The organism is Brevibacterium yomogidense (assembly GCF_900163715.1).
In the GTDB taxonomy this organism is placed as follows: Bacteria; Actinomycetota; Actinomycetes; order Actinomycetales; family Brevibacteriaceae; genus Brevibacterium; species Brevibacterium yomogidense_A.
Map to the genome: position 1 here is coordinate 219,915 of NZ_FWFF01000020.1, position 16,204 is coordinate 236,118.

General features: G+C 69.4%; 14 protein-coding genes. 8 read left to right on the plus strand and 6 right to left on the minus strand.

The genetic code is table 11. The features are described 5' to 3' along the window. Positions 1-88 precede the first annotated feature (88 nt). Both FM105_RS13510 and FM105_RS13515 read left to right on the plus strand, forming a co-directional pair. The gene (locus tag FM105_RS13510) at positions 89-1,792 is read left to right on the plus strand and encodes an amidohydrolase (RefSeq protein WP_087009087.1); all 1,704 of its coding nucleotides are present in this window, start codon (positions 89-91) and stop codon (positions 1,790-1,792) included. After that, on the plus strand, positions 1,789-2,814 hold the full coding sequence (locus FM105_RS13515) for a CobW family GTP-binding protein (RefSeq protein WP_143275893.1): 1,026 nt from the start codon (positions 1,789-1,791) through the stop codon (positions 2,812-2,814). The genes FM105_RS13510 and FM105_RS13515 overlap by 4 nt, the downstream gene beginning before the upstream one ends. Before the next feature lie 198 nt (positions 2,815-3,012). On the opposite strand, the gene FM105_RS13520 is transcribed toward FM105_RS13515, so the two are convergent. Beyond that, positions 3,013-3,603 (minus strand): SRPBCC domain-containing protein, encoded by a 591-nt coding sequence (locus tag FM105_RS13520; RefSeq protein ID WP_087009091.1) that lies wholly within the window; start codon positions 3,601-3,603, stop codon positions 3,013-3,015. 306 nt (positions 3,604-3,909) lie between these two features. On the opposite strand from FM105_RS13520, the gene FM105_RS13525 reads away from it, so the two are divergent. Continuing rightward, positions 3,910-4,665, plus strand: coding sequence for an SDR family oxidoreductase (locus FM105_RS13525; RefSeq protein ID WP_087009093.1), 756 nt, complete (start codon positions 3,910-3,912; stop codon positions 4,663-4,665). Between the two features lie 103 nt (positions 4,666-4,768). On the opposite strand, the gene FM105_RS13530 is transcribed toward FM105_RS13525, so the two are convergent. The 5 genes from FM105_RS13530 to FM105_RS13550 all read right to left on the minus strand — a co-directional run bounded on the left by FM105_RS13530 (position 4,769) and on the right by FM105_RS13550 (position 10,730). After that, on the minus strand, positions 4,769-6,193 hold the full coding sequence (locus tag FM105_RS13530; protein ID WP_143275894.1) for an MFS transporter: 1,425 nt from the start codon (positions 6,191-6,193) through the stop codon (positions 4,769-4,771). A gap of 123 nt (positions 6,194-6,316) precedes the next feature. Beyond that, positions 6,317-7,732 carry an MFS transporter gene (locus FM105_RS13535; protein WP_087009097.1) on the minus strand — a complete coding sequence of 472 codons (1,416 nt, stop codon included), beginning with the start codon at positions 7,730-7,732 and terminating at the stop codon, positions 6,317-6,319. A 6-nt stretch (positions 7,733-7,738) separates the two neighbouring features. Then, the gene (locus FM105_RS13540) at positions 7,739-8,923 is read right to left on the minus strand and encodes a CaiB/BaiF CoA transferase family protein (RefSeq protein ID WP_087009099.1); all 1,185 of its coding nucleotides are present in this window, start codon (positions 8,921-8,923) and stop codon (positions 7,739-7,741) included. Positions 8,924-9,006: 83 nt separating this feature from the next. Next, the gene (locus tag FM105_RS13545) at positions 9,007-9,783 is read right to left on the minus strand and encodes a CoA-transferase subunit beta (RefSeq protein WP_087009101.1); all 777 of its coding nucleotides are present in this window, start codon (positions 9,781-9,783) and stop codon (positions 9,007-9,009) included. Continuing rightward, positions 9,783-10,730 carry a CoA transferase subunit A gene (locus FM105_RS13550; protein ID WP_087009102.1) on the minus strand — a complete coding sequence of 316 codons (948 nt, stop codon included), beginning with the start codon at positions 10,728-10,730 and terminating at the stop codon, positions 9,783-9,785. Before FM105_RS13550 ends, FM105_RS13545 begins: the two co-directional genes overlap by 1 nt. A 114-nt stretch (positions 10,731-10,844) precedes the next feature. Here FM105_RS13550 and FM105_RS13555 point away from each other — a divergent pair, with 114 nt between their 5' ends. The 5 genes from FM105_RS13555 to FM105_RS13575 all read left to right on the plus strand — a co-directional run bounded on the left by FM105_RS13555 (position 10,845) and on the right by FM105_RS13575 (position 16,175). Beyond that, positions 10,845-11,747, plus strand: coding sequence for a LysR substrate-binding domain-containing protein (locus FM105_RS13555; protein ID WP_087009104.1), 903 nt, complete (start codon positions 10,845-10,847; stop codon positions 11,745-11,747). 55 nt (positions 11,748-11,802) lie between these two features. Beyond that, the gene (locus tag FM105_RS13560; protein ID WP_087009105.1) at positions 11,803-13,044 is read left to right on the plus strand and encodes an acetyl-CoA C-acetyltransferase; all 1,242 of its coding nucleotides are present in this window, start codon (positions 11,803-11,805) and stop codon (positions 13,042-13,044) included. Between the two features lie 2 nt (positions 13,045-13,046). Then, entirely contained in the window at positions 13,047-14,300 is a 1,254-nt protein-coding gene (locus tag FM105_RS13565; protein WP_087009107.1) for a CoA transferase, read from the plus strand. An 87-nt stretch (positions 14,301-14,387) separates the two neighbouring features. Next, complete coding sequence (locus FM105_RS13570; protein WP_087009109.1) at positions 14,388-15,176, plus strand: electron transfer flavoprotein subunit beta/FixA family protein; 789 nt, start codon at positions 14,388-14,390, stop codon at positions 15,174-15,176. A gap of 48 nt (positions 15,177-15,224) precedes the next feature. After that, positions 15,225-16,175, plus strand: coding sequence for an electron transfer flavoprotein subunit alpha/FixB family protein (locus FM105_RS13575; RefSeq protein WP_087009111.1), 951 nt, complete (start codon positions 15,225-15,227; stop codon positions 16,173-16,175). Positions 16,176-16,204: the final 29 nt, after the last annotated feature.

The window sequence follows — 16,204 nt, forward strand, 5'->3', positions numbered from 1 at the left end:
GAGATGCGGTGGGTCGGGCGCCGGGTCGTTTGGCAGGATGAGGGAAGCGTCACCGCCCGCATCATCGGACACGGCAAAGGAGCCTCCCATGACTGATCCGTCCACGACCGGCCCGTCCCAGCAGTCGGCCGCAGAACCGACGATCATCTACCCCGCACGGCTGGTGCGGACGATGGATCCCACCTGCCCCACCGCCGAGGCCGTCGCGGTGCGCGGAGACCGCTTCCGCGCCGTCGGGACGGTGGAGGAGCTGCTCACCTACCCACGCGCCGTCGTCGACGATCGGTACAAGGACGCGGTCCTGCTGCCCGGATTCGTCGAGGCCCACAGCCATGCCGGCACCGGCAACGTCTGGAAGGGGACGTACATCGGGTTCGTCGACCGCACGGACCCCGATGGTGTGCACTGGCCAGGCTGCCGATCGGTCGAGGACGTCATCTCCCGACTGCGAGCGGAGGAGGGGAAGCTCAAGGACCCGGACCGCACGATGATCGCGTGGGGTCTCGACCCGATCTTCTTCGACGGGCAGCCTCTCACTGCACCTGACCTCGACCGGGTGTCCACGACGCGCCCGATCTTTATCAATCACGCGAGCGGCCACGCGTGCACCGTCAACACCGCGGCGATCCGGCGGTGCGGGGTGGATGAGGCGACGGACGTCGAGGGCGTCTCGCTCGACGCGGACGGCAGGCCCAACGGCGAGCTGCACGAGTTCGCGGCGATGGGGCTCGTGCAGGAGCTGGCGAAGAACAGCGACCTGCTGAGCGTCGATGCGGAGGCACTCGCGAAGTTCGGCCAGAACGCGGTGAACACCGGCACGACGACCGTGACGGACCTGGGATCGCGCCTGCTCATGAGCGACGAGGGGGTCGACCTGTACCGCGGCGCGGTGGGTGACGACTACCCCGCTCGGCTGCACGTCTTCCACTTCGGTGCGGGCGTGGGCCCGGTGTCCTCCGGCCTCGTCGAGGACGCGCAGCGGCTCATCGGGCTGCAGGATGCATCCACGAACAAGCTGCGGTTCGGTGCCGTGAAGCTCATGCTCGACGGCACGCTGCAGGGCTTCACCGCACGGGTGCGGGAGCCCGGCTACTACGGCGATCAGCCCAACGGCATGTGGAACGTGAGCCCGGAGGAGTTCCACCGCGCGTTCGAGGTCTTCCACCAGGCCGGGCTGCTCATCCACGTCCACTGCAACGGCGACCAGTCGACCCAGCTGTTCCTCGACACCCTCGAGCGGGTGCTCATCGCGCACCCGCGGCCCGATCACCGCCACACGTGCACGCACTCGCAGATGTCCACCCCCGCGCAGTACCGCAGGCTCGCGGCCCTGGGCGCGTGCGCGAACATCTTCTCCAACCACATCTGGCAGTGGGGCGACCAGCACCTGGACCTCACGATGGGACCTGATCGGGCGCGCCGGAACAATGCGGCTGCCACGGCTCTGCGGAGCGGCGTGCCGATCAGCGTGCACTCCGATTCCCCCGTCACCCCGCTGGGGCCCCTCGCGTCCGCGAAGCACGCGGCGACCCGCCTCACGCAGTCCGGACGTGTCATGGGTGAGAACGAGCGGATCAGTGCGGAGGCGGCGCTGGAGGCGATCACGCTGGGCAGCGCGTTCATGCTCAAACGCGACGACGAGGTCGGATCGATCGAGCCGGGCAAGTTCGCAGACCTGGCGGTGCTCGCGGAGGACCCGCTCGCGGTCGCGCCCGAGGCCATGGGCGACATCCGCATCCACGGCACCGTAGTGGGAGGCCAGCACTTCGCCAGCAACGTGCAGGAGCGGTGAGTACACGCACGAAGCCGCTCACACTGATGAGCGGTTACCTGGGGTCGGGGAAGACGACGCTCATCAACCACGTCCTGGGCAGCGGAGCGCTGGGGCGAGCAGCGGTCGTCGTCAACGACTTCGGCGACGTGAACATCGATGCGGCGCTCATCCGGTCGTCCGGAGCAGACACGATCGAGCTGACGAACGGGTGCATCTGCTGTCAGATCACGGACGACGTGCAGCGCACCATGGGCGCACTGGCGGCACGCGACGACCTGGATCACGTCGTGTGCGAGGTGAGCGGGATCGGCGACCCCGCCCAGCTGGGCGCGTGGAGGACCTACCCGGGATTCCGGCCCGGCGGGATAGTCGTGTGCGTCGATGCCGGGGTGACGGTGAGGCGACTGCGAGACGAGTACGTGGCCGACATCGTCCGGGCGCAGATCGCGGCTGCCGACCTGCTGGTGGTGACGAAGGCGGATGCGGCGGGCGACTTGGGAATCTCGCTGACGGTGGAAGCGTGCAAGGCGATTGCGGGAGAAGTGCCTGTGCAGGTCGTGCGGGGCGAGGACTGGACAGCCACGCTCAGGGCTCTCGAGAGTGTCGCGCGTGAGACCGGCCGCCCCGCAGACAGCCATCCGGATTCTCCGTCGGATCCCTCTTCAGAGCATTCCGCGGTCCACTCGACGCTCACCGTCGACATGACAGGACCGATCGACGTCGAGGGGGTCGTCGAAGTGCTGCGGTCCCACGAACCGAACCTGGTGCGGGCGAAGGGGATCGTGCAGGACTCGGCGGGCGCGTGGGTCACGGTGCAGCTGGCAGGAGGACTCGTGACGGTCGAGCCGGCCGGGGCGGCCCCAGGGTCATCGGCTCCCGGCTCGGTGGCTCCCGGTGAGTCAGTTTCCAGTGGATCAGTTCCCGGGCCGTCTGGTTCGGCTCCCGGGCCGTCCGCCATCGTCCTCATCGCAGCGGGACCTGACGCAGATGAGGCACTGGAGCGAGCTGCGCAGGAACTGGCGGGGCGGTCGCCACAGTGATCGGACCTCGGTGGCGGCGACCGGCACCTCGGCGGCGGTACTGCGGATTCGAGTGTTCAACATCCGCACGGCCCGCGTCCCGGATTCGTGCAGGTGTTGAGCTCTCGACCCTGCGTTGCGGCCCGGGGACGGCCCGGGGCTGGGTGGGGCCGGGGCCGTATCCGTCAGCTGGCCGTAGTCGGCGGCCGGCCGGAGCCGTCAGTCGGTGAGTTCGAAGTTGCGGACGTAGGCGTCGCGCAGGGCGTCCCAGCCCACGGCCATCGCGTCCTCACCGACGACCCGCTCGACGTCCTGGCCGTCGAGCACCAGCGAGAGCACCGTGAAGCACACGTGCCAGCCTGCCGCCGTCATCGGCACCAGCTCCTGCTGTGCGAATGTCTGGGTCAGAGCGAGGTGCGTCGACTCGATGGGCTGCTCGGCCGCCTCGGCGCCGACGTGGACCTCGGACTCCGTGAGCTCCCACAGCACCTCGCCCATGCCCCAGGCATGGCGCAGGACGGTGCCGGGCTCCAGTTCGATGACCCGGGCCTCGGCCGCGGGGGCGTCGGGTGACTCCTGGGACTGGGCCGGACCGACCTCGGTGAGTGGACGGTCAGGGACGATCGGCGACCAGAGCGCCAGCAGCTCCGGCTGCGTGAGATGGTCCCAGACCCGCGACGCAGGAGCATCGACCGTCAGACCCAGCGTCAGCAGCGTCGTACCGTGCGACAGCGACTGCGACTCCGCGGATACCGGGAGGGAGGCGAGCGCACCGGTGACGGCGGCTACGGTCTGATCGGTCAGCGGCATGCGGGACTCCTTCTGCACGTGCGCGGGGGACGTATCCGATCCGACCCTATCCGAGCGGTCTGCCCGACCGGCTCCGAGCGACGCGCCGGGCAGGCTCCGCACAGTAAGCCCGGCTGGGTCCTTGCGGCGAGCCCGGCCGGGTCCGCACAGCGGAGGACGAACCGCAGAGGCCGATGAGTCCGTCACTTGAGATCGTCCTCAATTCCGTTGACCCGCACACGCAGGTGTGAAAGATTCTGAACGAACGATAAGAAGTGCGGGACCCGTGTCCACGCACTTGATCTGACCCCGCTCGAAGGAGAGAACATGTCAGCACGTTTCCAGGACAAGGTCGCGATCGTCACCGGCGCATCGCGCGGCATCGGGCTGGGGATCGCCCAGCGACTCGTCGATGAGGGCGCCCGCGTCCTGCTCACCGCTCGCGGCGAGGACGCCCTCAAAGAGGCGGTCGAGCAGCTGGGCGGACCCGACAAAGCGATCTACGCCGCCGGCAAGGGCGACGACGACGCCCACCAGGATGCGGCCATCGCCCAGGTGACCGAGGCCTTCGGACCCGTCGACATCCTCGTGAACAACACCGGCATCAACCCCGTCTACGGCCCCCTCATCGACATGGAGGACCGGGCGATCTCGAAGCTGTTCAGCGTGAACGTCCTCTCCACCATGCAGTGGACGCGCAAGGTCTACGCGGCGTCGATGAAGGAGCGCGGCGGATCGATCGTCAACCTGTCGTCGGTCGCCGCAGTCCGCCAGCCCCACATGATCGGGTTCTACGGCGCGACGAAGCAGATGATCACGCACATCACCAAGCAGTACGCGATGGAGCTCGGCCCGGACATCCGCGTCAACGCGATCGCCCCGGCCGTCGTGAAGACGAAGTTCGCGGAGAAGCTCTACGAGGAGGGCGAGGAGAAGGTCGCGGCCGCCTACCCGGCCAAGCGCCTGGGCGTCCCGGAGGACATCGCGGCCCTGGCCGCCTTCCTCCTGTCGGACGAGGCTTCGTGGATCACCGGCGAGCTGGTCGTCGCAGACGGCGGCGTCACCCTGGGCGGAGGCGCCTGAGGGCGACGCTCTGACCGACGTGCCCTGACGGAGATCCTCCGCGGGGCGTGCAGGCTGAGGGGCAGGGGAGGCGTGACGCGCCCCTGCCCCTCAGCCCGTTCCGCTACTCCTCAGCCTGTTCCACGATCCGCGCGGCGAAGAGGGCGAACAGCACCGTGAGCAGCACGGTCGCCAGGGTGGTCCAGCCATACGCAGTCGTCATCGGCAGCAGCTGGGTCAGCCCCGCGAAGATCGTCGACAGCACGGCGATGCCCAGCCCGATCCCCGTCTGCTGCGCCGTGGCCACCAGCCCGCCGGTCAGCCCCGCCGCCTCATCGGGCACCGCGGCCATGACGACGGACACCAGCGGCCCCATCATGAGCCCCTGTCCGCCGCCGATCAGCACCCCTGCGAACTGGTACCAGACGAAGAAGTGGTCGACGCCCACGATCGCGACGATGCCCAGGCCCACGAGCCCGACGCCCTGGATCACCGATGCCATGAGCAGCGTCCGCCGCCCTCCGTGCACCGTGCCGCCCAGCCGCACCACGATCCGCGGGGCCAGGGCGGATGCGATGACGAAGGCGAGCGCCAGTGTCGCGGTCGCCAGTCCCGATTCCCAGGGCGCCAGCCCATAGCCCTGCTGGCTGAGGATCGCGTAGTTGTAGGCGAACCCGCCGATCATCATGAACAGCAGGCACGCGAGCGCCATCCCGGTGCGCACCGCCGGTTCCCGCATGACCTCCAGCGGCAGGATCGAGGGACGCTGCGAGCGCTCGCGCAGGCGTGCGTGCAGGGCCAGCAGGCCGAAGCACACCGCCGAGGCCCCCAGCAGTCCCGCGGTCCACAGCAGCGGGCCCGGTGGAGACAGCGGCGCGACCAGGTCGATGGCCGCGACATTCGTGAGCCCGGCGATGAGGAACAGCAGCGCCAGCGCCACGAGCACCGAGCCTCGGGCGTCGAGTCCCAGCGGCCTCGGCGATCGGGTCTCCGTGAGGTGCCTCGCGCCCACCCACGCGATGACGGCGAGCACGCCCACGGTGGCGAACGCGGCTCGCCACCCCAGGTCTGGGCCGAAAGCGCTGTTGACCAGCCCTCCGATCACCTGGCCGGACACGGTGCCGCTGCCGGCGAAGACGCTGTAGAGGCCCACCGCACGCAGCCGCGCACTCCCCTGCAGGATCGACTGGATGCTCGCGAGCACCTGCGGCGTGGTGACCGCTGCCGCACAGCCCTGGACCAGTCGCGCAGCGACGAGGAACTCCACGGTCGGGGCGCTGGCCGTGAGCAGCGCGGTGATCGCCAGCGCCAGGGTGCCCACGCGGAACATGCGCCGGCGACCCCACCGGTCCCCCAGTCGCCCGAAGAAGATGAGGCCCGCGGCGAAGGTCGCAGAGTACGCGCCGACGACCAGGGAGGTTCCGGACTCGGAGATCTGCAGACCGTACTGGATGCCGGGAGCGGAGATCGCGGCGACGGCGATCGTGTACGTGGCGAGGAAGGTGACGACGTAGAGGGGCCAAACAGTGGGTCGCGACGACTCCTGCATCTGCACCACACCTTTGTCGAACACTCGATAGAAACAGCGACTCCACGTCACTCTAGACCACGGCGGTGCTCTCGAACCGGAGGGTCAGGCAGCAGGCTACGGGCTGGCTGGGCGGCACGCGCCTCACCGGTCCGTGAGCGGTCCCCCGGACACCACCAGCGACATCGCCGCAGCGGCCGCGACCGCGGCACCGGCGAACAGCAGCAGCATCGACCCGACCGGGTAGAGCAGCGCCGTCCAGGCGAAGCCCGTCGCGAGTCCCATGAAGCGCGCCGTGTTGTGCATGCCGAACGCCAGGGAGTTCTTCCCCGTCTGCGACAGCGACACGGAGAAGGCGGAGATGCTCTGGCCCGCGTTGATCGCGACGCCCATCAGGAGCAGGGCGATGATGATGCCCACCGACTGCACGCCGACGAGCGCCGTGCCCGGCCCCCAGTCCATCCACACGCCCAGGAGCAGCGGGACGGCGATCAGGGCGCCCAGCGAGGTGATCGCGGCTCTCCAGCCGCCCAGCTTCGTCCGCAGGGCAGACGTCAGTCGCGCCGATGTCGCCATCGCAGCCGCCATCGCGAAGACGATCACTCCGACCGGGCCGGGTCCCAGACCCAGCTCCTGCGCGATCCACAGCGGCAACGAGGACAGCACGATCCCCATGATGAACATCGTCGTCGCCGCCATCGCAGTCGCGCGAGCGTACCTGCGCTCCAGCAGGGACCTCGGCGGCAGGAGCCTGTCCGGCCGCTTCGCCGCGATCACGAGGAAGATCACGCCGCTCACCAGCGCGGCGAGGCCCACCATCACATCCGGGCCCCAGGCGACGCGCTGGCCGACCATCGTGGCGGCCACGACGAACAGCCCGATCGACAGCATGAGGACGACGACGCCCGGCGCATGGATCGGCACCCTGCGGCCCGGGAGATGCGGCACCGTCACGAGTACTGCCACCAGGAGGATCGCGGAGAAGATCCCGGCGAAGCCGAAGACGCCGCGCCAGCCGAAGAACTGGGCGACGAGACCGCCGATGGGCGGACCCATCGCCTGGCCGACACCGATCGCGGCCGCCCACGCAGCCAGCGCGGAGGCGCCCTTGGCGGGCCACAGCGCGGGCAGGGACCTCTGCACGCCCGGTGGGAACGTCGCGCACGCGATCCCCTGGACGGCGCGCAGCACGATCAGCATCTCCAGGCTCGTCGAGAAGACTGCGGCGAGCTGGGCGACGGACAGCAGGCCCAGCCCCACCGCGACGACGCGGATGGCGCCCAGACGGTCGCACAGCCAGCCGGCCAGCGGGACGAAGACGGCCATCGCGACGGTGTACGCCGCGATGCTCAGGACGACGCGGCTGTCGGACGCCCCGAAGTCCTCCTTGATCCAGTCCAGCGGCGCGTTGATGATCGTGCCGCCCACTGTGCCGGCCGAGGTCGTGCCCAGCAGCGCGACGTACGCCGCGCGCCCCGGCACCCGTGACGGCGCACCGCCGCCCGCATCATCCGGAGGGTCGCCGGGTGTCCCGTCTCCACGTCCCGGCGGTCGACTCATCCCGGGTCAGTCCTCCTGCGTCGGAGTGCTCAGCCACGCGCGGACCCGCTCGGAGTCCTGCCCCAGAGTGGGCGGCGCGAGGTCGTAGGAGACCTTCGTCTTCGACATCGTGATCGGGTTGCGGACGGTGGGGATGACGCGGTCACCGGATCCGGCCTCGGCGACGGGATCCAGCCCCATCGACTCGGCCAGCTGCACGCCCTGCTCGATCGTGTTGATGGGGGCGCACGGCAGGCCGGCGGCGGAGAGGATCTCGTACCATTCCTGCGCGTCCTTGTGCGACAGGGCCTCCGTGAGCAGCGGCTCGAGGTCCTTCCGATGCGCATTGCGGGGCAGCGCGGTGGCGAACCGGTCGTCCTCGAGCCATTCCGGCCGACCCACGCCGTTCGCCAGCATCACGAACTGACGGTCGTTGCCGCAGGCGATGATGAGGTCGCCGTCCTTCGTGGGCATCGGCTGGTACGGGTACAGGCTGGGGTGCTCGTTGCCCATCCGGTGCGGGACATTGCCCGCGGCGACGTACCCGGACGTCTGATTGACCAGCCCGGACAGCGCGGATGACAGAAGGTTCGTGTCCACCTTCTGCCCCTCCCCCGTGGTGAGCCGATGCTGCAGGGAGGCGAGGATGCCGATCGTGGTGTGCAGGCCGGTGATGACGTCGAAGATCGCGACACCCGCGCGGAAGGGGGGCCCGTCCGCGTCACCCGTGAGGCTCATGAAGCCGGACAGACCCTGGACCAGCAGGTCGTAGCCGGGCTGCGGGTTCGAGGGGCCGAAACCGGTCACCGACGAGTAGACGACGTCGGGGTTGTCCTTCGCCACCGAGTCGTAGTCGAGCCCGAACTTCACGAGGCCGCCGGGCTTGAAGTTCTCCACGACGACGTCCGCGCGGCGCGCCAGCTCACGCGCGAGCTCCAGGTCGTCGGCGTCCTTGAAGTCGAGCACCACGTCGTACTTGTTGCGGTTGATCGACAGGTAGTACGTCGCGTCCTCGTCGCGCACCGGCGGCCTCCACTGCCGGGTGTCATCCCCGCCGGGGCCCTCCACCTTGATGACGGTGGCGCCCAGGTCCGCGAGCATCATCGTCGCGTAGGGGCCCGCGAGCACGCGGGAGAAGTCCGCGACCACGATCCCGGACAGCGGACCGCTGCCCTGCCGATCGAAGATCTCGTGGAGGTCTTCAGTGCTCATGTGCGTGGGTGCTCCTTGGTCGTGGTGATGCGTGTCGTCAGAGGGGTCAGCAGCTGGTCGTCAGGGGGGCCAGCAGCTGGTCGTCAGCGGAGGTACAGGCGGACGGTGTCGATCTCGTCGCGCAGCAGGCGCACCTCTTCGACGGTGGGCTCCATCGTCGGGCGCACCTCGTCGGCGACCTGCAGGTCCCAGCCCGTCGCCTCTCGCACTTGCTCGACGGTGACGCCGGGGTGGGTGTGCGTGAGCACGAGCTCGCCGAACTTGTCGGCCCGCTGCAGGACGCCCAGCGGCGTGATGACCACGCTCACGCCGTGGCCCTGCGGCTGGATGCCGTCGCCGGACTCCGCCGCCGCGACGGGTGAGGCCGACGTGACGAAGTCCACTTCCGCGGGGAACGACGCGTGGTCGTGGCGACGGATGATCGCGAAGATCTCGCCCGAGTTCGCCATGATGTCCGCCGCACCGCCGGATCCGGGCAGCCGCACGGTGGGCTTCTCCCAGTCGCCGATCACGGTCGTGTTGAGCGACCCGTGGCGGTCGATCTGCGCGGCGCCCAGGAAGCCCACGTCGACGTTGCCGCCCTGCAGGACGTAGCCGAACAGCGCCTGCATGCTCACGACGGATTCCGAGCCGGACACCACGACCGAATCGGCGATGCCCTCGGCCATCGCCTCCGGGTGGGCGCCGGCGACGCCCGATTCGTAGATGAGCTCGATGTCGCGGTTGAGGGTGCGGTGCGCCAGATCCACTGCGAGTGTCGGCAGGCCGATCCCGGCGAACACCGTGCGCTTGCCGGCCAGCATCTTCGACGCCGCACACACGATGAGCTCTGTCTGGGAGTAGTCGGGGGCGGTCGTCATCACGCTTCTCCTTCGTTCGCAGCCGCGGTCAGGCGCCTGCCGTAGTCGACCGGCTGGGACGGCTTCGACGCGACGCGCAGCGAATCCAGCTGCTCCTCACCGATCGTCGCGAGGTACTCCTCGTGGTCGGCAGTGCCGTGGATGTGCTCGTCGAGCCACTCCTGCAGGCGCTGAGAATCCTTCGCCATCTTCGGCCACATCCGGTAGAAGGCGTTGTCCCGGTCGTACGAGCCCTGCACGTAGGACGGGTGCGCTCCCCGCGGCACGACGCAGACGGCATCGACCGCGTGGGCCGGGATGAGGGTGCGGTTGGGGTCGGAGCGGATGACCTCGTCATCGACGATCTCCTCGACCGTCACGATGACGCGCTCGGCGGCGTAGACGGCCTCCTGCTGGACTCCCGTGATGCCCCAGATCTGCGCGTTGCCGCGGCGATCCGCGCGCTGCGCGTGGATGATCGTGACATCGGGATTGAGCGGCGGGACGACGTACGTCGTGCCCTCGCCGTAGGGGTTGTCGACCAGCCGGATGTCCGGGTTCACCGCCGGCAGATCGGAGCCCGCGAAGGAACGGATCGGGATGAACGGGAGGCGGGAGGCGCCCGCGTGGTAGCGCAGGACCATCGCGTGGTGGCTGTACTCCTCGACCGCCAGGGGCGCGGGGTCGTGGTCCTCGAGCCGGCGGCGGATCTCGTAGAGGCTGCCCGCGGATCCGGACGCGAAGAACGAGCAGATCAGCCGATCGACGCACCCGGCCGCGATCATCATGTCCGCGATGAGATCCGGCGTCATGCGGCAGAACGTCAGACCGCGGCGCTTCTGCCGGATGATCTCGTGGCCTGCGGCGAACGGGATGAGGTGGCTGAACCCCTCGAGTGCGATGGTGTCGCCGTCGCGCACCAGCGCTGCAATCGCTTCCGGCAGCGGCAGGACCTTGTCCTTCGCCATGTGTTCTTCCACCCCTCATCAGTCAACTGTGACCCCGTTAGATTAAGTCAGTTTCGACGAGGAATCCAGTGGTGATACTTACCACGCGGGCATGAATCGTGGCATAATCGCCCTATGGAGCTCCAGCAGGTACGTGCGTTCCTCGCCGTCGCAGAGGAACTGCACTTCGGACGTGCGGCAGAACGACTGGGCATCGCGCAGCCGCCGCTCAGTCGTGCGATCCGCCAGTTCGAGCATGAACTGGGCACCGAACTCTTCCACCGCACGACCCGACAGGTCGCCCTCGCACCCGCCGGCACCGCACTGCTGGGCCCGGCCCGCGCGCTGCTCGAAGCCGCGGAGACCGCGGAGCAGTCCGTGCAGATGGCATCCGCGGGAGACATAGGCCGCGTGCGGCTGGGACTGGGAACCCTGTCCTCCCACCGCGTCGCCTCCCGGATGGTCGCCGCGACGCACCGCCGCAAGCCCGGCATCACCGTGGAGCTGGAGAGCAACGTGTACACGGAGGAGGGGATCGCCCGCCTGCACGACGGAACGCTCGACCTCGCACTGGTCCGCTGGCAGACGCTGCCGCCGGGAGTCGTCGGCCGTCCGGTGATCGTCGAGCGCCCGATGGTCGCGGTCCACGCCGACCACCGCCTGGCCGGCCGATCGTCCGTCACCGTCGATGAGCTGCGCGACGAGGCGTTCATCCTCCTCCCGGCCGATCCCGGGTCCACGATGCGCGACCTCACGCTCCAGTGGTGCTACGCCGCCGGGTTCAGCCCCCGCGTCGTCCAGGAGGCGCCGGACACCCAGCTGGTCGGCGCGCTGGTCTCTGCGGAGATGGGCATCACCATCACGTACGACTCGGTCATGGCGAACATCCACGACCCGCACCTCGTGGCCGTGCCGCTCGCCGTCGAGCACGACCCGATCACCGTCTACCTGGCGCACCGCGAGGGCGAGCTCGAGCCCGCGCTCCGCGAAGTCATCGCCGCCGCCGAGGCCGCCGTCCCCACCGCGACCCGGACCTGACCACCGACCACACACCGCACGCAGAACACCGATCACAACCCAACGAGGAGTCACCGTGACACAGACACCCGCATCCGCGAACGACATCGTCATCTGCGAACCGCTGCGTTCGCCCGTGGGCGCCTTCGGCGGACAGTTCAAGGACATCGCCCCCGAGGAGCTCGGCCGTCAGGTCCTCACCGCCCTCATCGAGAAGACCGGCATCGACCCCGAGGTCATCGACGACGTCATCTTCGGCCAGTGCTACCCGCACATGGAGGCCCCGGCCATCGGCCGCGTCGTCGCCCTGGACTCCGGCCTGCCGGTGACCGTCCCCGGTCGCCAGGTCGACCGCCGCTGCGGCTCCGGCCTGCAGGCCGTCATCGACGGCATGGGCGCGATCGCCACCGGCGGCGCCCAGGTCGTCGTCGCGGGCGGCGCCGAATCGATGTCCCGCGCTCCGTTCTTCAACGAGGACATCCGCTGGGGCATCCGCGGCGGCAACGTCGAGCTCAAGGACGGACTGGTCCGCGGCCGCCTCACGGCCGGCGGCAAGAACCACCCGGTCCCCGGCGGCATGATCGAGACCGCGGAGAACCTCCGCGAGGAGTACTCGATCAGCCGTGAGGAGCAGGACCGCCTCGCCGTCGAGTCGCACCGCCGTGCGTCCGCCGCGACGGACAGCGGCGTGTTCGCCGAGGAGATCGTCCCGATCACGATCCCCGCGACGCGCAAGCAGCCGGAGCAGCAGATCACGCTCGACGAGCACATCCGTCCGAGCGCCAGCCTCGAATCGCTGGGCAAGCTCAAGGCCATGCGCGCGAAGATCGATGAGAACTCCACCGTCACCGCGGGCAACGCCTCCGGCCAGAACGACGGTGCCGCCGCCACGATCGTCACGACCCGCGCGAAGGCCGACGAGCTGGGCCTCAAGCCGCTCGTCCGCATCGTCAGCTGGGGTGTGGCCGGCGTTCCTCCGCGCACGATGGGCATCGGCCCGGTCCCCGCGACCAAGGTCGCCCTGGACCGCGCCGGACTGGGGATCAAGGACATCGACCTCATCGAGCTCAACGAGGCGTTCGCCGCGCAGGCGCTGGCCGTCACCCGTGAGTGGGGCTTCGGCGATTCCGACTTCGAGCGCACGAACGTCCACGGCTCCGGCATCTCGCTGGGCCACCCCGTCGGCGCGACCGGCGTGCGCATCCTCACGACGCTCGCACGCGAGATGGACCGCCGCGGTGCCCGCTACGGCCTCGAGACCATGTGCATCGGCGGTGGCCAGGGCCTCGCCGCGATCTTCGAGCGCGTGGAGGCCTGAGCATGACGCAGCCTCTCTCCGGCTTCACCGTCGTCGAGAACGATTCCTTCGTCGCCGCACCGTCCGCGTGCCTGGCGCTGAGCCAGATGGGCGCGGAGATCATCAAGATCGATCCACTCAAAGGCGGACCGGACATCGACCGCTGGCCGATCACGGCGGAGGGGAGGTCGATCTACTGGGGCACCCTCAACCGGGGGAAGCGCTCCGTGGCGATCGACCTCCGCAGCGAGGAGGGTCAGGAGCTCGCGCAGTCGCTCATCACCGCGACCGGTGAGGATCCCGCGAAGACCGGCATCTTCATCACGAACAACGTGGGCCGCTCGTTCCTCACGGACGACGTGCTGCGCGCCAAGCGCGACGACCTCATCCACGTGAAGGTGCAGGGCTCCGCCGACGGCGGGCCGGGCGTCGACTACACCGTCAACGCGGAGACCGGCATCCCCGGCATCACCGGACCGGCGGAGTCGCCGAGGCCCGCCAACCACGCGCTGCCCGCATGGGATCTGCTGTGCGGACAGGCCGCGGTCACGGCTGTCGTCTCCGGCCTCCTCCAGCGGTCGACGACCGGGCAGGGCACCTACGCGGAGATCGCGCTCAAGGACATCGCCCTGTCCGCCGTCGCCAATCTGGGCTGGTACACGGAGGCGCTCCAGCCCGCCGGTGAGCGCGAGAAGCACGGCAACCACATCTTCGGCACCTTCGGCACGGACTTCACCACGTCCGATCACCGCTCCGTCATGATCACCGCGATCACCCGGCGGCAGTGGCAGGCGCTCGTCGAGTCGACGGGCATGACCGCCGTCGTCGAGGCCCTCCAGACCGCGCTGGGCATCGACCTGTCGCAGGAGGAGGCCCGGTACGCGCAGCGGGAGACGCTCGAAGCGCTCTTCAAGCCGTGGTTCGCCGCGCGGACGCTCGACCAGGTGACCGCGGAGCTGACCGGCTCCGGCGTCCTGTGGGCTCCGTACCGCAGCATCGGGGAGGTCGCCCGCGAGGCGGCCGGGACCTCGGGCGCGGGCGGTTCCACAGCCAGCGGTGCGGACGGTGCTGGGGCCGGAGTGATCCGGGGCCTGGCATCCGAGCAGCTGGGCGACATGCTCGTCGGCGCGAACCCCATCAGGTTCGACGGGGAGTACCTCTCCGGCGAGCAGCCCACGGTCCTGGGCGAAGCGACCCACGAGGTGCTCAGCGAGAAGCTGGGCCTCACACAGACGGAGCTGGGAAGACTCTCCGACTCCGGTGTCCTGAACAGTTGATAACGTAAGGGGACCGACCCGGAAGTGCGGTGCGCCACAGCGCCGTGGAAGGGGAAACGCGGTTCCCAGGAAGGATTTATCACCCCTATGCGGATTGTCACTTTTGTCAAGTACGTCCCGGACGCCGCCGGCGACCGCTCCTTCGAATCGGACAACACCGTCGATCGTGAGACCGACGGCCTGCTGTCCGAGCTCGATGAATACGCCATCGAAGAGGCCCTGAACCTCACCGACAAGGACAAGGGCTCGGAGACCATCGCGGTCACCGTCGGCCCCGACGATGCCAAGGACGCCGTGCGGAAGGCCCTGCAGATGGGCGCCGACAAGGGCGTGCACGTGAACGACGACGCCATCTCCGGCGCCGACGCCGTGGGCACCGCCAAGATCCTCGCCGCGACCGTCAAGAAGGTCGAGGAGGACGAGGGCCCCATCGACCTCATCATCACGGGCCTGGCCTCCACCGACGGCCAGATGTCCGTCGTGCCCGCCATGGTGGCGGAGCTGCTGGGCCGCCCCGCTGCGACCCAGGGCTCCTCGCTCGAGGTCACGGACACCACCGCGACCATCCGCCGTGACGGCGACACCGCTTCGCAGTACGTCGAGGTGGCCCTGCCGGCGCTCGTGTCCGTCACGGACCAGATCAACGAGCCCCGCTACCCCTCCTTCAAGGGGATCATGAAGGCGAAGAAGAAGCCTGTCGCGCAGTACGACCTGGGCGACCTGGGCCTCGATGCCTCCGCCGGCGGCGCGGGTGCGCTCACGCAGATCATCGAACTGGCACCGGCCCCCGGCCGCACCGCCGGTGAGGTCGTCACGGATGAGGGCGACGGCGGGCAGAAGCTCGTCGACTGGCTCGCATCCAAGAAGCTCGTCTGAGCCGTCCGCCCACCATCGACCACATACGCGAAGGAAGAGAAGCGCACTATGTCTGAAGTTCTCGTTCTCGTCGACCACGCGGACGGCAAGGTCCGGAAGTCCACGCTCGAACTGCTCGCATTCGCCCGCCGCATCGGCACACCCGTCGCCGTCTTCGTCGGCGACGCCGCTGCCGGCGAGGCCGCGGCCACCACACTGGGTGAGCACGGCGCGGAGAAGGTCCTCGTGGCCTCCGATCCGGCATACGGGGAGTACCTCGTCGCCGCACACGCAGAGCTGCTCGCAGCCCTCGTGCAGGAGCGCCAGCCGGCCGCGGTCATCGTGACCGCAGGTGCGGAGGACCGCGAGGTCGCCGCCCGCGCGGCGATCAAGACCGGTTCCGGCATCATCACCGATGCCGTCGACGTCGCTGCGGACGGCTCCGCCTCGCAGCAGGTGTTCGCCGCGTCCTACAACGTCACCAGCAAGGTGGCGCAGGGCGTTCCGTTCATCGCCGTGAAGCCCAACTCGACTGCTCCGGAGCCCGCTGCGGCCGCCGGCACCGTCGAAGCCGTGTCGTTCGCACCGACCGACGCCGCGAAGACCGCTCGCATCGTCAAGGTCGAGGAGAAGGCCGCCTCCGGCCGCCCGAACCTCACCGAAGCCGCGATCGTCGTGTCCGGCGGACGCGGCACCGGCGGCGATTTCGCAGCCGTCGAGGCACTCGCCGATTCGCTCGGTGCCGCTGTGGGCGCATCCCGCGCCGCGGTGGACGCCGGCTGGTACCCGCACTCCCACCAGGTGGGCCAGACGGGCAAGGCCGTGTCGCCGCAGCTCTACGTGGCGGCCGGCATCTCCGGTGCGATCCAGCACCGCGCCGGCATGCAGACCTCGAAGAACATCGTCGCCATCAACAAGGACGACGAAGCACCGATCTTCGAGCTCGCCGACTTCGGTGTCGTGGGCGACCTGTTCCAGGTCCTCCCCCAGGCAACCGACGCGGTCAACGCACGCAAGTGAGTGACGTGCCGAATCTCCTGTGATTCGGC

Excerpts from the sequence above, each read along its gene's own strand:
- FM105_RS13565 (WP_087009107.1), top strand. The coding sequence starts at position 13,047 with ATGACGCAGCCTCTCTCCGGCTTCACCGTCGTCGAGAACGATTCCTTC.
- FM105_RS13525 (WP_087009093.1), top strand. The coding sequence starts at position 3,910 with ATGTCAGCACGTTTCCAGGACAAGGTCGCGATCGTCACCGGCGCATCG.
- FM105_RS13550 (WP_087009102.1), bottom strand. The coding sequence starts at position 10,730 with ATGGCGAAGGACAAGGTCCTGCCGCTGCCGGAAGCGATTGCAGCGCTG.
- FM105_RS13520 (WP_087009091.1), bottom strand. The coding sequence starts at position 3,603 with ATGCCGCTGACCGATCAGACCGTAGCCGCCGTCACCGGTGCGCTCGCC.
- FM105_RS13535 (WP_087009097.1), bottom strand. The coding sequence starts at position 7,732 with ATGAGTCGACCGCCGGGACGTGGAGACGGGACACCCGGCGACCCTCCG.
- FM105_RS13540 (WP_087009099.1), bottom strand. The coding sequence starts at position 8,923 with ATGAGCACTGAAGACCTCCACGAGATCTTCGATCGGCAGGGCAGCGGT.
- FM105_RS13530 (WP_143275894.1), bottom strand. The coding sequence starts at position 6,193 with ATGCAGGAGTCGTCGCGACCCACTGTTTGGCCCCTCTACGTCGTCACC.
- FM105_RS13545 (WP_087009101.1), bottom strand. The coding sequence starts at position 9,783 with ATGACGACCGCCCCCGACTACTCCCAGACAGAGCTCATCGTGTGTGCG.
- FM105_RS13570 (WP_087009109.1), top strand. The coding sequence starts at position 14,388 with ATGCGGATTGTCACTTTTGTCAAGTACGTCCCGGACGCCGCCGGCGAC.
- FM105_RS13555 (WP_087009104.1), top strand. The coding sequence starts at position 10,845 with ATGGAGCTCCAGCAGGTACGTGCGTTCCTCGCCGTCGCAGAGGAACTG.
- FM105_RS13510 (WP_087009087.1), top strand. The coding sequence starts at position 89 with ATGACTGATCCGTCCACGACCGGCCCGTCCCAGCAGTCGGCCGCAGAA.
- FM105_RS13575 (WP_087009111.1), top strand. The coding sequence starts at position 15,225 with ATGTCTGAAGTTCTCGTTCTCGTCGACCACGCGGACGGCAAGGTCCGG.